The organism is Mycobacterium paraintracellulare (genome assembly GCF_000276825.1).
In the GTDB taxonomy this organism is placed as follows: Bacteria; Actinomycetota; Actinomycetes; order Mycobacteriales; family Mycobacteriaceae; genus Mycobacterium; species Mycobacterium intracellulare.
On sequence record NC_016948.1, the window covers coordinates 3,717,797 to 3,730,995 of the forward strand.

Genomic DNA, 13,199 nt, shown 5'->3' on the forward strand with positions numbered 1-13,199 from the left:
GGGCGCCGGACGCAGGAGGGTTTCGTCCCGTGGGTCTGGGCGCCCCAAGCGAATTGAAACGCGCACCTTGGGGCGCGGATCGTGGGCCGGTCAGGCATCCTTGACGCATGAATGTGGAGCCCTTGCTGCACTCGATCCCGCCGCTCGCCGTCTACGTGGTGGTCGGCGGTGTGGTCGGGATCGAGAGCCTGGGCATCCCGCTGCCGGGCGAGATCGTGTTGGTGACCGCGGCCCTGATGTCGTCGCATCACGACCTGGCCGTCAATCCGATCGGGGTCGGCGCCGCCGCGGTGATCGGCGCGGTGATCGGAGATTCGATCGGGTACGCGATCGGGCGCCGCTTCGGCATGCCGCTCTTCGACCGGCTCGGCCGGCGATTCCCCAAGCATTTCGGTCCCGGACACGTCGCGCTCGCCGAGAAACTGTTCAACCGGTGGGGCGCGCGGGCAGTCTTCCTGGGCCGGTTCATCGCGCTGTTGCGGATTCTGGCCGGGCCGCTGGCGGGTGCGTTGAAGATGCACTATCCGCGGTTCCTGGCGGCCAACGTCTCGGGCGCCATCTGCTGGGCGGGCGGCACGACCGCGCTGGTGTACTTCGCCGGCATCGCGGCCGAACGCTGGCTGGAGCGGTTCTCCTGGATCGGGCTGGTGGTCGCCGTGGTGGCCGGTCTCACCGCGGCAATCCTGTTGCGCGAGCGCACATCACGGGCGATTGCGGAATTGGAGGCCGAGCATCACAGCAAGACCGCGGAGGCCGCCACGCAAGCCGACACGGTCTGACTAAACGGCCTCGCTGGTGTCCGCCACCAGCGGCGGCCGGTGTTCGTCGATCAGGGCGCGGGCCATCCGGCGGGCGCGTTTCGCCGCGTCGAGGTCCCCGACGGCGGCGAGGATGATGGCGCCCTTCATCAGGATGTGCCACGACGACGCGAAGTCTTCGATGTCGGTCAACCCCGCTGCGATCGCGCGGCCGCGCACGATGTCGCGGACGTGGTCGATGTGGGTGATGCAGGCCTGTCCGGCCGGATGGTCCGGCCCGACTTCGAGCAGCACGTTGATGAACGAGCAGCCCTCGTATCCGTCGCGGAGCTGGAACCAGTCGTGCATGACGTCGAAGATCGCCAGCAACTGTTCCTCCGGGGTGGTACCGCGCTGCCGCGACTGCTCCTCGATCAAACCGTGCGTCCAGAGCTCTTCGCGGCGCTGCAGCACGGCCAGCACCAGGTCGTTCTTGGTGGCGAAATGGCGGTACAGCGTCGCCCTGGCGACACCGGCCCGCGCGATCACCTCGTCGGTGCCCACGGCGCGGATGCCGCGGCGGCTGAACAGCTCATATGCCGCGGTCAGCACGCGCTCACGCGCCGACGCGGCAGGCGTCCCGACATCGGAGGTTGTCATACGGGCCTTACCGTACTCTTAGCCCCGGACCCATAGACAGACCGCCCTGTCTCGTTATACAAATGAGATTCGCATCCGCGAACAGTCGGTCTTCAGACACTAGGACGGGCATCCTCGCGGCGTCTCGGACGCCGGCCGATCAGGGGGTCCATCATGAACTCAGCCATTGCGGAACAATTGCCCACCACTCACCTCATGCTGAGCACCAAGCTGGTGTATGAGCTGGGCGATCCGCACAGCACGCTACGGGCGACCGCCGATCGTTGCGGCCCGGCGGTGCTGATCTACGCGGGGGGCGAGATCGACGCGTGCAACGAGCACACCTGGCGCCACCTGGTCAGCGAGGCGGCCGGCGTCGTCACCGCGCCCGGCCCGTTCGTCGTCGACGTCACCGGGCTCGAGTTCATGGGCTGCTGCGCGTTCGCGGTGCTCGCCGACGAGGCGAAGCGCTGCCAGAAACGCGGCATCGATCTGCGGCTGGTGAGCTGCGAGCCGATCGTCGCCCGCATCATCGACGCGTGCGGGCTCGGCGGCGTGCTGCCCATCTACCCCACCGTCGACTCCGCGTTGTCCGCGGCCGCGCGCTGGTAACCACACGGCACTCCTCGGCCGTAATCGGCTGAATGAGCGGCCATCCCACCGTCGGCGCGGAGGAAGAGTTTCTCCTCGTCGACCCGCGAACCGGTGAGCCGTCCCCGCGCAACGCCGACGTGGCGGCCGAGGCCGAGCGCCGCGGCGTCGCGCTGCAGCTGGAACTGAGCAGCTGCCAGGTGGAAACCAGTTCCGACGTGGCGGCGAGCGCCGCCGAGCTCGGTGCGGAACTGCGCCGGCTGCGGCGCACCGCGGCGCAAGCCGCGCAGGCCGTCGGCGTCCAGCTGCTGGCCTGCGGGCTTCCGCCGGCCACCCCGCACGCGTTCCCGGTCACCGACACCCCGCGCTACCGCCGAATCGGCGACGAGTTCGGGATGATCGCCCACGAGCAGGGCATCTGCGGCTGCCACGTGCACGTGCAGGTGCCCGACCGTGCCGCGGCCATCCATGTCAGCAACTGGCTGCGGCCGTGGCTGCCGTCATTGCTTGCGCTGTCGGCCAATTCGCGGGTGTACCGCAACGCCGACAGCGGCTACGCGAGCTGGCGCAGCGTGCTGTGGCGGCGCTGGCCCGCCGCGGGAGCGCCGCCGTTCTTCGCCTCGCCCGGCGAATACGACGACGCGGTACGCATGCTGGTCGACACCGGGGTGATCCTCGACAAGGACATGGTCTATTGGGACGTGCGCCCTTCGGTGGAGTTCCCGACGGTGGAGGTCCGCGTGGCCGACGTGCCCGCCACGGTGGACGAGACCGTGCTGCTGGCCACGTTGATCAGGGCCGCCGTGATGACGGCGCTCGACTCACCCGACGACGCCCGCCGCCTGCCGCCCGGCGCGCTGCGCGCGGCGTATTGGAAGGCCGCGCACGACGGGTTGTCCGGGCGCACACTCGATTTGATCCACGGCCGCGGGGCGGTGCCGGCGCGTGAGCAACTGGGAGCGCTCGTGCAACGGGTCCGCCCGGCGCTCGAGTCGCTGGGGGAATACGGGCACGTCGTCCGCGAACTCGACCGCGTCGCGACGCGGGGCAATGGGGCGATGCGGCAGCTGCGGGCGTGGCGCCAGCGCGGCGAGGTGGCGGACGTCATCGCCGAAGCCGCCGCGGCCACGCTGAGTTGAGCCTCATTGCCGCACAACCGTTCTCGTCAGGCCACCGCGAGGAGCCGATACAGCCCGATCAGGCCGACGACCACGATGATGGCGCGCAGCGCGCTGCCCGACAGCCGGCGCCCGTAACGCGCCCCGAGCAGGCCACCGACCAGCGAGCCCGCCGCGATCAGCCCCGCGGCCGGCCAGCTGATCCGGTCGAACGCCGCAGCCGTATAGGCAACGGCGGCAACCACATTCACCACCAGGGCCAGGAGGTTTTTGGCGGCGTTCATGCGTTGCACCGACTCCGGCAGCAACGCCCCCATCAGCCCGACTAGCAAAATGCCCTGGGCGGCGGTGAAATAGCCGCCGTAGACGCCGACGGCGAAGGTGCCCAGCACCAGCGTCGCCATCCGCCCCGGCGGGACGTGCTCGGGTGAGCGGCCCGCCTGCGCGGCGCGCCGGGCGGTCCACGCCTGGATCCGCGGCCCGATCACCACCAGCGCCAGCGCCAGCACCAGCAGCACCGGCACGATCTCGGCGAACACCTTCTCGGGCAGATGCAACAGCAGATAGGCGCCCAGCGTCGCGCCGGCCAGCGAGGCCGGCAGCTGCCAGCGCAACCGATCCCACTGACCGCGCAACTCGGCGCGATAGCCCCAGGTGGCCGACACGCTGCCGGCGACCAGGCCCGTCGCGTTCGACATGGTGGCCGTCACGGGCGGAAAGCCGAGCGCAACCAGCGTTGGGAAGGTGATCAGGGTGCCGGAGCCGACCAGCGCGTTGATCGCCCCGGCCGCCAGTCCGGCCAGGCATATGAGGAACATCTGAAATGGCGACACCGAAGAAAAACCTTAGCCTGCCGCCGATTTCGTCCCGAGGGCAACCACTACTCCGCTCAGGCGGGCGGGGCTTCGGCACCGCGCTCGACCCCGGTGCGCAGCTTGACCGACGCCGAATACGCCAGCGTCCGGAAATGCAGGACCGGATCGTCGGAGGGCTCGATGCCGTCGGTCACCCGCATCGGGTCGAACACCACGATGTCGCCGCCGTGTTCGCGCTCGGTGTCCAGACCGGTGATCTGCAGGGAGCCGACGGTGACGATCTGGGTGCTCTGCCAGGCCGACGACGGGTCCACCGTGGAGTCGGTGGGCCCGGCGATCTGCACCCGGAAGTCGAACCGCACCGGTCCACCGTCCAGCCGCGTCGCCAGCTCGTCGGTGAGGAAGTCCGGATCCTTGCCGTGGGCGTCCGACACCGACAGGTACTCCTCGGCCGCGATCGGAACCAGGTGGTAGCGAACGAATCTGGCGCTGCTGTCGGCGGCGATCCAGCGGAAGGCGTGCAGGCCGTGGTATTCGGTGGTGGCGTAGCTGGCCGGGATCCGGTTGGCCTCCCGCAGGATGGGCAACCTGCCGAGTAGCCCCGGGTGGGTGAGCAGGTGCTTGCCCATGCGCAGCGGCGTCGTCAGGCCGGGCCGCATCGCCTTGAGCAGATCGATGAAGCCGTCCGGCGTGCTGGAGACGAAGAGCCGGGCGGTCTGCGTGGAGACGTCGGTGGTGGAGCCGTCGGGCAGGGTGAACTTCACCGCCATCCCACGCACGCCGGGCCGGCCGTCGCGCTGCTTGGGGTTGCCCGATCCGTTGGAGAACCGGATCAGCGCCGGGACCGGCGAGCCGTCGAGATGGCTTGCGCGCGAGAGCATTACCGCGTCGCGGGCCGCGGTGAACGTGCCCCGGTACAGGGTGCCCTTCGCATGCAGCGCGCGGCAGCCCGGCCGAGCGCCGCCGGCGCCCCGGATCGCCTCGATCGCTTGGTCAGGGGTTAATCCACCGCTCATGGACGAATCTTAGTGGCATTTGAATCGCAGTGGTATCAGCTGGGAAAGCCGAAGAGTTCGACGACCCCGTGGTCGCGACCGGCCGTGTAGCCGCCGTCGACGGCGAGGGCCTGACCGCTGACGAAGGAGGCGTCGGGCGACAGCAGGAAGGCGGCCATGGCCGCGATCTCCTCGGGCTGTCCCAGCCGTTGCAGCGCGTGCTCCTTGGTGATGGAGGCGAGCGGGCCCTCCATCCCGGGAATGCTGAACACGCTGTGCGCCATCGGTGTTTCGATGAAGCCGGGACAGATGACGTTCGCCCGGATGCCGCTCGGCCCGTAGTCGAGGGCGATGTTCTTGGTGAGCAGCACGACGCCGCCCTTGGCCGCGTTGTAGGAGCTGCCGCCGGCGGTGCCCTCCAGGCCCTCGACGCTGGCGACGGTCACGATCGAGCCCCGCTCACCCTCGGCGCAGGGTTGGTCGATCATCCTGGCCAGGGCCGCCTTGGCGACCAGGAAGGTGCCGGTGAGGTTGATCCCGATCACGCGGTCCCATTCGGCGCGGTCGAGCAGGTGCACCGGGCCTCCCCCGGCGACACCGGCGGCGTGGAAGAGGCCGTCGAGGCGGCCCGGCACCGCGTCCAGGACCGCCGCGATCGCGGCCTCGTCGGTCACGTCGGCGGGCACGAAGGTGAACCGCGGGCCCAGATCATCGGGCGGTGCCGCCAGGTCGGCGCCGACGACGGTGCCGCCCTCGGCCAATAACCGTCGCGCGGTGGCCAGCCCGATTCCGGAGGCGGCGCCGGTCACGACGAAGGTGCGGGAGCGGGCGCGATCGGGGTTCACCATGTCGGATCCTCCTCGGGGCGGGTCGGGCGGCCCCGTCATGGTGACACACCGGCCCGGGATCAGTTCGCGGATACCGGATTTGCGATAGCCGCGCTGGATCGACTCATAGCGAGCTCATCTTGGACATCGGCCCTGGCGCCGGAGGACGATAGGACCGCGCTCGAATCCGCGCCGCCCAGAGAGTGAGGAACAACGATGTCATCGACTCAGCCGCAGGTGTCCTCCCCGCGTGCAACCGGCCGGCGGGCGCTGAGAGCGGTCGCCGCCGCGGTGGTCGTCCTCGCCGGCCCCCACGCATGCGTCGGGATAGCGCTGGCCTCCGGCGAGGCGATCGCCATCGCGCAGGGCGTCTCGGTCACCCCCGCGCCCGGCTGGACGCTGGGAAACCGCGGCCCGAACTGGGTGGCGCTGAACAACGCCGACACCAGCGCGCAGATGCGGATCACCGTCAAACACGCCGGCGGCACCGACGCCGCGGCGGTTCTGCAAGCCGACATCGACCAGTACGTGAGCGGCGCATCGGCCATCTTGACCGGTGTGAATCGATTGACGGCTCCCGACGTCACGCCGCTGCAGGGGCCCAACTTTCAGCAGCAAGCGTCCCTCAACTACACGGCCGGCGTGGTGAACCCGCAGGGCACGATTCCGGTGATCGGCACGTTCACCGAGCTGCTGAACACGTCGAACGGGCGCTCGGCATTCATCGACTTCCGCCAAGGCAGCGGCGCGACCACCCAAGCCGCGGGCGACGGCGGAATGATGGTCGGCTCCATGGAATGACGCCCCGCCGTCGGGCGCGGCACAGCGATCCCGTATTACCGAGTGGAACACATCGAACGCGGAGGGGTTCATGCCACAAACCGACACGGCGGAGACGCTCGCCGGGATCGTCGAACGACACGCCCTGCAGCGGCCCGAGGCGATCGCGATCCGCTACGGCGAGCGCCAGTGGTCGTGGGCCGACTGGAGCTCGCGGATCCGTCGCGCCGCGGGGGTGCTGCGCGACGCCGGGATCGAGCGGGGCCAGTGCGTGGCGTTCCTGGACAAGAACCATCCCGCCTGCCTCGAGGTGCTGATCGCCGGCGCCTCCATCGGCGTGGTCACCACCGTCGTCAACTGGCGGGTGATCGGCGACGAGCTCGTCCACGTGCTCGCCGACAGCGGGGCCCGCGTGCTGCTGGTCGGCGCTGAGCTGCGCGCCGCCGCCGAGGCGGCCGCCGAGCGGGTACCCGGCCTGGAACGCATCATCGAGGTCGGCGAGGAGTACGAATCGTTGCTCGCCGCGGCGTCACCGGCCGAGGCCGACGCGGGGCTCGACCCGAACGAGACCGCGCTGGTGATCTACAGCTCGGGCACCACCGGACGGCCCAAGGGCGTGCTGCTCAGCCAGCGCGCGCTGGTCAATCACGCGGCGAACCTCGCGCCGGCGTTCCCGTTCGCCGACGGGGACGCGAACCTGGTCGCCATGCCGCTGTTCCATGTGGGCGGGATCGGCTACGCGCTGTTCGGGATCCGTTCGGGCGCACCGACTTTCCTGACCCGCGAACCCGATGCCGCGACGCTGATCGGCGCGGTGCGCGCCGGCGCCACCCACGCGTTCTTCGTGCCGCCGGTGATCGCCCGGTTCCTGCAGGCGGGTGAGGCGGCGACCGCCGCCATCGCCGGCCTGCGCTACATCGTCTACGGCGCGGCGCCGATGCCGCTGCCGTTGCTGCATCGGGCGCTGGCGACGTGGCCGGACACGAAATTCGTGCAGGTGTACGGGCAGACCGAGCTGTGCGGCGCGGTGACGGCCCTGTCCGACGCCGACCACCGCGATTCGGCGCGACCCGAATTGCAACTCTCGGCCGGAAAGGCGGTGCTGGGCTGCGAGATTCGCATCGTCGACCCCGAAACGGGCGCCTCGTTGCCGCCCGGACAGTCCGGTGAGGTGTGGGTGCGCAGCAACCAGAACATGACCGGGTACCTCAACCGCCCGGAGGCGACCGCCGAGACGATCACCGCCGACGACTGGGTGCGCACCGGCGACGTCGGGCGCCTCGACGCCGACGAGTACGTCTACATCGAGGACCGGCTGAAGGACATGATCATCACCGGCGGTGAGAACGTGTACGGCCCCGAGGTGGAAAGCGTGCTCATCGAGCATCCCGCCGTGGCCGATGCCGCGGTGATCGGGGTGCCCGACGACTTCTGGGGAGAGTCGGTCAAGGCGATCGTGGTGCCCGACGGGGAGGCCGATCCCGCCGGCATCATCGAATTCTGTCGACAGCATCTGGCGGGCTTCAAATGCCCACGCACCGTGGATTTCGTGTCGGAGCTCCCCCGCAACGCGAGCGGGAAGATCCTCAAAACGCAGCTGCGGGAACCGTTTTGGCGAGACCGGTCCCGCGGAATATGAGCGGCCGTGTGGACGCGCGGCGGCGTGACTGCGCGATCAGTGTGCTGGGCGGCCCGACGACGGTGATCGACATCGCGGGCCGCAGGATCGTGATGGACCCGACCTTCGACCCGCCCGGGGTGCACGCCTACCTGACCAAGCTGACCGGTCCCGCGGTGAGCGCCGAAGCCCTGGGCCCGGTGGATGCGGTGTTGGTCAGCCACGACCAGCATCCCGACAACTTCGACGACGACGGCCGGCGCATGGCGCTGGCCGCGCCGCTGCTGCTCACCCATCCCGGGGCGGCCGGCCGGCTGGGCCCGCCCGCGGTCGGGTTGGCGCCCTGGGAATCCCATGAGCTTGGCGGTGGGACCGGATCGCTTACCGCGCAAGCGGTTCCGGCCGTGCACGGCCCCGCCGACGGGCAACGGGACGACGGCGGCCACATCAACTGCGAGGTGACCGGCTTTGTGCTGTCGGGGCCCGGGTTGCCGACGGTGTACCTCAGCGGCGACAACGCCTCGATGAGCGCGGTCAAGGACGTCGCCGACCGGGTCGGGCAGGTCGACATCGCGGTGCTGTTCGCCGGCGCGGCGAGCGTGCCCACCAAGGAGCGCGGGCGGCCGTTGACGCTGACCGCGGCGCGCGCGGCGGCCGCCGCCGAGGTGCTCGGCGCCAAGGCGGTGATCCCGGCCCACGTCGACGGCTGGGCCCACTTCAGCGAGGGCGTCGACGAATTCGTCGCCGCGTTCGATCAGGCCGGCATCAGCAGCCTGCTCAAGGTTGCGCCCCACGGGGACTGGATCGAGTTATAGGCGTCCCTCGACGCGCAGTTCCGGATGCACCCAGTCGGGCGAGCGGCGTTCCTTGAACGAGCGGAAGCCCTCGATGGCCTCGGCGTCGGACAGGCTGGAGGTCATGCCGATCCGGTCATACAGGCCCAGGTAACTGTCGATGCTGGACTTGATGACGCCGCGGGCGCGCGGCGCGGTCCGACAGCATTGCGCGAGTAGGTCTTTCGCCGCGTCCAGCAGGCCCTCGTGCGGCACCACCCGGCTGACCAAGCCCCAGTCGAGGGCTTCGACCGCGGTCAGCACTCGTCCGGTGAACATGAGGTCGCGGGTGCGCACCGGACCGATGACGCGGGTGAGCATCTGGCTGTAGTAGGTGTCTGCGTAGCCGCGGAACAACTCGGGCACCCGGAAGGTCGCCCGATCGCTCACCACCGACAGGTCGCTGCACAGCGCGATCTGGAATCCGCCGCCCTGGCACAGCCCGTTGACCGCGGACACGATGGGCTTGGCCGAGGTGCGCACCGCGTCGAACGGCGTCACGTCCATGCCCAGTGCCGAGCCGAACGTGATCCAGTTGTCCTCGCCTCCCCCGCCACCCATGTCGCCGCCGGGCGCGAAGACATCGCCGGTTCCGGTGAGCACCAGCCCGGCCAGGTCCGGGTCCTCGTTGAGACGTCCGACGGCATAACGGATTCCGAAGTACATCGCGGGGCTCAGGGCGTTGCGCGCGTCGGGGCGGTCGATGGTGCACACCGCGATCGGTCCCTGGCGCTCGAAGCGCAGATAGGGCGTGCCCAGCCAGTCTCCCTCGGGAGGGCGGGGGGTGTTCGGCGGAGTCGAAGGGTTCTGCGCCACGGGGCTCCTCTCGGGTCGGCGCCGCTACTGTAGCTCTTACAGTATCCGCGGGGCCGGGCGCCACCCCGAATGCGGTTTCAGGGCCGGCCGCGGCTCTCGGTGCCCACCAGAAGCAAACCCGGGGCTTTGGCGGGATTTTTCAGGGCTTGGCCAACCCGTGGGCGGCTGGACCGTTGATGCTCGAGCGGATCTCGAGCCGTGTCTCCCATGATCCCTTCCTCTGTTGCTGTGAGTCGTCCTCTACAGCTGTACCCGTCGCGCGGGCGGGTAGTAGTCGTTCGGACCGGAAGCGCTATTCGTTGATGGATGCCGGCTTTTCGCGAAGCCGCTCGCGTTATCGCAGGATGTGCGCGAGCTTTCGCCATCGCCGATGCCGGTGGCGAAACATGAGCCGGACGAAGGCGCGGGTCAGTACGCCATTCAGGCCGTCGTCGGTTTCGATCTCGTCGGTGTAGCGGCAGCTGCGCTCGTCGATGGGTTCAAACGTCAGGCGGTGGTTCCACGTGCGGACCGGTCCCCCGTGCTCGTTGGTGTAGATCTCGGTCGGCTCCAGGCGCTTGATGGTGAGGTGGTGGGTCCAGGCGGGGATCACGCCGAACCACCAGAACCGCGCCGATCCCTGGGTGCCGACCTCGATGCGCTCGGGGACGTCGAGGCGGTAGATCCGCAGCACGGGGCTCAGCACATGGCGCATCAGCTCGGGCTTGCGCGCCAGGGCGGCCGCGGTCTCGGCGGGGATCGGCAGCTCGGTAGTTAGGGTTACCTTACTCACGCGGTTCATGGTGGCCCAGCGGGCGCATTCCGGCAAGGGCAGCGTGGCCTCGGGGCTTCTGGCGGCGACTTCGTCTCGCCGAGCGGTTAACCCGACGCGGCGCACCAAGCGGGCCGCTATCAGGACCGGGAAACATCGTTGGGGTCAGGACGCTATCCCGCGAGAAGGCGAGGAAGCGCAGGTGGATCAGGGGGCCAACTGCTCAGTGACCTGGGTCGATGTGTGGTCCCGGCTGGGATCGAACCAGCGACCTTCCGCGTGTGAAGCGGACGCTCTCCCACTGAGCCACGGGACCGGCGCCGAGATGGCGAACGACGTCGAAGACTAGCACGTGCAGACCCCGACGATACCGGCCGCATCGGCATGCCGGGCGCGACGCGATAGCCTAGACACGGCTCGTACCAAGAAATTTGTATGTGCCCGCTCACGTGGACTATCGTCGTGCTTCGCACCGGGCGACGATCTCGTCCGAGGCGCGCGGATGTAGCGCAGTTGGTAGCGCATCACCTTGCCAAGGTGAGGGTCGCGGGTTCGAATCCCGTCATCCGCTCGAAGGTGCAAGTGGCGTGGACCCCAACGGTGGAGTGGCCGAGTGGTGAGGCAACGGCCTGCAAAGCCGTGCACACGGGTTCGATTCCCGTCTCCACCTCCAAGCTTTTGGTTTCCCCGGCGCGATTAGCTCAGCGGGAGAGCGCTTCCCTGACACGGAAGAGGTCACTGGTTCAATCCCAGTATCGCGCACCATGTTCGGCAATGCTCAGAGGCATAATCTGAGCCGCAGAGCGGGCCACATGAACTACATGTGAACTGGTCACACGGGACGCTAGCAACTCCATCTGAGAGGTAGCTAGCCCCAGTGAGCCGCCCACCACTTCCACGGCCGCGTGCACCACCAACCCCAGAAGCGACTGACGCTCCCGTCGGTCGCTTCTGTCGTCTCATCATGTCGGGGGCCTTACCCCGGAATGACTGAAGGCGGCTCCCCTGGCAGGGAACCGCCTTCTCGTACTCCAGCCCTCTGGCAAGGGCTTTCAAACCAAACTCACGAGGAGCGTACCTCCATGCGCAAAAAAAGCGCAACACATGTCAGGTCTGACCAACCAACCCCAGATGTCCCGACGAAGACGACGAGCATCGCGAGAAGCCGCAGGGAACAACTCATCGAAGAGATTGCGGCGATGACCGAAGAGGTCGGGCTCATGGATCTGACGGCCTTGGAGCTCGAGTTGTTTGCGACATTGCTGACACCGGCACACCGGCGTGTCCTCGCCGGCCGACTGCCGACAGTTGGTGATCGTGATCGTCCTGTTCTTCGACTCGTCCGCGACGAGGTGACGCTATGAACGCCACGGCGCAATCGGCATTCAACGAGGTCATCTCGGCTTGGGATGAGCAGCTGTGCTGCCAGACGCGCCGCAGTTCACGGCCGTGTCGGAATCCGGCAAGATGGCTAGGCGCCGATCACGGATGTGATCGCAGACTGCTCTGCACGTTTCACAAGCGGCGGTGGCTCACACGGGCGAGGGAGAGCGTGCGAGCCTCGGGCTCAGTTGGATGTCCACGGTGCAACAGGAGATTTGCGACGCCAGAAGAACGGGTCATGTTCACGCCGGTGTAGCCCCGAGAACTCCCAAAACATCTGGGAGGGGTCGGGTTTGGCGTCCGACCCCTCCCAACAACAGATCGACGAGGTGAACACAAATGAAGTTGCTGTACGACGCTGAGGGTGCGGCCGAGCTGCTGTCGACGACGCCGAAGCGGATCAGCGAACTACGGCGCGCCGGCGTCCTGGGTGCCGTGCTCGACGGGAAAAAGTACAAGTTCACCGCCGACGAATTGCAGCGGTACGTTGACCGGCTGCCTGCTTATGAACCCGGGCAGCGCACGTCGTGCATCTGACCAGGCTTTTTATCGGCTCCGATGAAAAGCCTGGTCAGCGGTCTTTTCCGGGTCAATCCGAAAAAGACCGCATACCATTCGGTCATGGGCATCACAGACGCGAGGGACTACGTGATCGGCGACGATGTCGAGGTTGATGACGTCGACCTGGGGCAGGAGGCTGTGTACGTCAACGGTGTGCGTCTCACCAATGAGCGTGTTGAGCAGATGGCCGCCGAGTCGGTGGCGCTGGCGCGGTCGCGCGAGGCGAAGGCCTAAGTGGAAGAACCGGATCCGGCCGCAGCACAAAGCGGCGGCATCAGGACGTACAGCCTCGCTGAGGTCGCGGCGATGGTTCTGCCGACGGAATGGGCCGACGGCGAACGCTGGCTTGCTCGCCGGTTGAACCGCGGCCAGATCCGCGGCTACCGGGTAGGTCGTGCCTGGCGCATGACCGAAGACCACGTCCACGAGCTCATCCAACGATTCACCAACGACGTAGTTGCCCAGGCGGCCCCGCCGATTGCAAGCATCGAACGGGCCACCGTGGCAGATGCGCTCTCAAAACGATCCCGGCGGCGTTTAAGGCACCCACAATGACGCGCTGCTGCATTTCCTCGCGAGAACTTTGTCAGGATGAACTGCGCAGTACTTCACGCCCTCGGAGCGTTGGCGATCATGAACCCGTTTCGTGAAGCCACGCTGCGACTGCCAGCCGGCCTATTCGGCGGCGATCCACGCGGATTGATCGGACACTTGGGTCTTCGCGGCCGCGATCTC

15 protein-coding genes, 4 tRNA genes and 1 pseudogene are annotated in these 13,199 nt (G+C 68.3%); 13 read left to right on the plus strand and 7 right to left on the minus strand.

All coding sequences use genetic code 11. The features are described 5' to 3' along the window. Positions 1 to 107: 107 nt before the first annotated feature. On the plus strand, positions 108 to 779 hold the full coding sequence (locus tag OCQ_RS16850) for a DedA family protein (protein ID WP_014380543.1): 672 nt from the start codon (positions 108 to 110) through the stop codon (positions 777 to 779). Here OCQ_RS16850 and OCQ_RS16855 read toward each other — a convergent pair whose 3' ends face one another. Continuing rightward, positions 780 to 1,397 carry a TetR/AcrR family transcriptional regulator gene (locus OCQ_RS16855; protein ID WP_041785104.1) on the minus strand — a complete coding sequence of 206 codons (618 nt, stop codon included), beginning with the start codon at positions 1,395 to 1,397 and terminating at the stop codon, positions 780 to 782. A gap of 153 nt (positions 1,398 to 1,550) precedes the next feature. On the opposite strand from OCQ_RS16855, the gene OCQ_RS16860 reads away from it, so the two are divergent. Both OCQ_RS16860 and OCQ_RS16865 read left to right on the plus strand, forming a co-directional pair. After that, positions 1,551 to 1,988, plus strand: coding sequence for an anti-sigma factor antagonist (locus OCQ_RS16860; protein WP_009952641.1), 438 nt, complete (start codon positions 1,551 to 1,553; stop codon positions 1,986 to 1,988). 32 nt (positions 1,989 to 2,020) lie between these two features. Next, a complete protein-coding gene (locus tag OCQ_RS16865) occupies positions 2,021 to 3,106 on the plus strand; it encodes a glutamate--cysteine ligase (protein WP_014385332.1) in 1,086 nt (361 codons plus the stop codon). A 26-nt stretch (positions 3,107 to 3,132) separates the two neighbouring features. On the opposite strand, the gene OCQ_RS16870 is transcribed toward OCQ_RS16865, so the two are convergent. The 3 genes from OCQ_RS16870 to OCQ_RS16880 form a co-directional block, all read right to left on the minus strand. Further along, positions 3,133 to 3,903, minus strand: a complete 771-nt coding sequence (locus OCQ_RS16870) for a sulfite exporter TauE/SafE family protein (protein ID WP_014385333.1) — start codon at positions 3,901 to 3,903, stop codon at positions 3,133 to 3,135. A gap of 71 nt (positions 3,904 to 3,974) precedes the next feature. Further along, the gene (locus tag OCQ_RS16875; protein ID WP_014385334.1) at positions 3,975 to 4,916 is read right to left on the minus strand and encodes a catalase family peroxidase; all 942 of its coding nucleotides are present in this window, start codon (positions 4,914 to 4,916) and stop codon (positions 3,975 to 3,977) included. A 35-nt stretch (positions 4,917 to 4,951) separates the two neighbouring features. Further along, a complete protein-coding gene (locus OCQ_RS16880; RefSeq protein ID WP_014385335.1) occupies positions 4,952 to 5,743 on the minus strand; it encodes an SDR family NAD(P)-dependent oxidoreductase in 792 nt (263 codons plus the stop codon). Positions 5,744 to 5,938: 195 nt separating this feature from the next. Between OCQ_RS16880 and OCQ_RS16885 the strand changes: the two genes are divergently transcribed. From OCQ_RS16885 to OCQ_RS16895, 3 genes are all read left to right on the plus strand, one after another. Beyond that, positions 5,939 to 6,523 (plus strand): hypothetical protein, encoded by a 585-nt coding sequence (locus tag OCQ_RS16885; RefSeq protein ID WP_041785105.1) that lies wholly within the window; start codon positions 5,939 to 5,941, stop codon positions 6,521 to 6,523. 70 nt (positions 6,524 to 6,593) lie between these two features. After that, positions 6,594 to 8,141 carry an AMP-binding protein gene (locus tag OCQ_RS16890; protein ID WP_014385337.1) on the plus strand — a complete coding sequence of 516 codons (1,548 nt, stop codon included), beginning with the start codon at positions 6,594 to 6,596 and terminating at the stop codon, positions 8,139 to 8,141. A gap of 8 nt (positions 8,142 to 8,149) precedes the next feature. Continuing rightward, the gene (locus OCQ_RS16895) at positions 8,150 to 8,935 is read left to right on the plus strand and encodes an MBL fold metallo-hydrolase (RefSeq protein WP_014385338.1); all 786 of its coding nucleotides are present in this window, start codon (positions 8,150 to 8,152) and stop codon (positions 8,933 to 8,935) included. On the opposite strand, the gene OCQ_RS16900 is transcribed toward OCQ_RS16895, so the two are convergent. The 3 genes from OCQ_RS16900 to OCQ_RS16910 form a co-directional block, all read right to left on the minus strand. Then, positions 8,930 to 9,769, minus strand: coding sequence for an enoyl-CoA hydratase/isomerase family protein (locus OCQ_RS16900; protein WP_009952039.1), 840 nt, complete (start codon positions 9,767 to 9,769; stop codon positions 8,930 to 8,932). The two genes, OCQ_RS16895 and OCQ_RS16900, sit on opposite strands and share 6 nt — an antisense overlap. 334 nt (positions 9,770 to 10,103) lie before the next feature. Beyond that, the gene (locus OCQ_RS16905; RefSeq protein WP_014385339.1) at positions 10,104 to 10,550 is read right to left on the minus strand and encodes an SRPBCC family protein; all 447 of its coding nucleotides are present in this window, start codon (positions 10,548 to 10,550) and stop codon (positions 10,104 to 10,106) included. A 214-nt stretch (positions 10,551 to 10,764) separates the two neighbouring features. Then, positions 10,765 to 10,836, minus strand: a tRNA-Val gene (locus OCQ_RS16910). A 182-nt stretch (positions 10,837 to 11,018) separates the two neighbouring features. Here OCQ_RS16910 and OCQ_RS16915 point away from each other — a divergent pair. The 7 genes and pseudogenes from OCQ_RS16915 (at position 11,019) to OCQ_RS26175 (ending at position 13,019) form a co-directional block, all read left to right on the plus strand. Next, positions 11,019 to 11,091: transfer RNA gene (locus tag OCQ_RS16915), tRNA-Gly, on the plus strand. A gap of 28 nt (positions 11,092 to 11,119) precedes the next feature. Next, positions 11,120 to 11,193 (plus strand) — tRNA-Cys (locus OCQ_RS16920). A gap of 17 nt (positions 11,194 to 11,210) precedes the next feature. Continuing rightward, positions 11,211 to 11,285: transfer RNA gene (locus OCQ_RS16925), tRNA-Val, on the plus strand. Positions 11,286 to 11,602: 317 nt separating this feature from the next. Then, positions 11,603 to 11,884 carry a hypothetical protein gene (locus tag OCQ_RS26630; protein ID WP_139826591.1) on the plus strand — a complete coding sequence of 94 codons (282 nt, stop codon included), beginning with the start codon at positions 11,603 to 11,605 and terminating at the stop codon, positions 11,882 to 11,884. Between the two features lie 358 nt (positions 11,885 to 12,242). Continuing rightward, on the plus strand, positions 12,243 to 12,440 hold the full coding sequence (locus OCQ_RS16930; protein WP_014385341.1) for a helix-turn-helix domain-containing protein: 198 nt from the start codon (positions 12,243 to 12,245) through the stop codon (positions 12,438 to 12,440). 84 nt (positions 12,441 to 12,524) lie between these two features. Further along, positions 12,525 to 12,689: pseudogene (locus OCQ_RS16935) on the plus strand (hypothetical protein); the annotation flags it as partial. A 9-nt stretch (positions 12,690 to 12,698) separates the two neighbouring features. After that, positions 12,699 to 13,019 carry a helix-turn-helix domain-containing protein gene (locus OCQ_RS26175; RefSeq protein ID WP_232065615.1) on the plus strand — a complete coding sequence of 107 codons (321 nt, stop codon included), beginning with the start codon at positions 12,699 to 12,701 and terminating at the stop codon, positions 13,017 to 13,019. Positions 13,020 to 13,199: the final 180 nt, after the last annotated feature.

Coding starts and splice junctions, on each gene's coding strand:
- OCQ_RS16870 (WP_014385333.1), bottom strand. CDS start 3,903: ATGTTCCTCATATGCCTGGCCGGACTGGCGGCCGGGGCGATCAACGCG.
- OCQ_RS16885 (WP_041785105.1), top strand. CDS start 5,939: ATGTCATCGACTCAGCCGCAGGTGTCCTCCCCGCGTGCAACCGGCCGG.
- OCQ_RS16930 (WP_014385341.1), top strand. CDS start 12,243: ATGAAGTTGCTGTACGACGCTGAGGGTGCGGCCGAGCTGCTGTCGACG.
- OCQ_RS16890 (WP_014385337.1), top strand. CDS start 6,594: ATGCCACAAACCGACACGGCGGAGACGCTCGCCGGGATCGTCGAACGA.
- OCQ_RS16855 (WP_041785104.1), bottom strand. CDS start 1,397: ATGACAACCTCCGATGTCGGGACGCCTGCCGCGTCGGCGCGTGAGCGC.
- OCQ_RS16905 (WP_014385339.1), bottom strand. CDS start 10,550: ATGAACCGCGTGAGTAAGGTAACCCTAACTACCGAGCTGCCGATCCCC.
- OCQ_RS16875 (WP_014385334.1), bottom strand. CDS start 4,916: ATGAGCGGTGGATTAACCCCTGACCAAGCGATCGAGGCGATCCGGGGC.
- OCQ_RS16850 (WP_014380543.1), top strand. CDS start 108: ATGAATGTGGAGCCCTTGCTGCACTCGATCCCGCCGCTCGCCGTCTAC.
- OCQ_RS16880 (WP_014385335.1), bottom strand. CDS start 5,743: ATGGTGAACCCCGATCGCGCCCGCTCCCGCACCTTCGTCGTGACCGGC.
- OCQ_RS16865 (WP_014385332.1), top strand. CDS start 2,021: ATGAGCGGCCATCCCACCGTCGGCGCGGAGGAAGAGTTTCTCCTCGTC.
- OCQ_RS26630 (WP_139826591.1), top strand. CDS start 11,603: ATGCGCAAAAAAAGCGCAACACATGTCAGGTCTGACCAACCAACCCCA.
- OCQ_RS16860 (WP_009952641.1), top strand. CDS start 1,551: ATGAACTCAGCCATTGCGGAACAATTGCCCACCACTCACCTCATGCTG.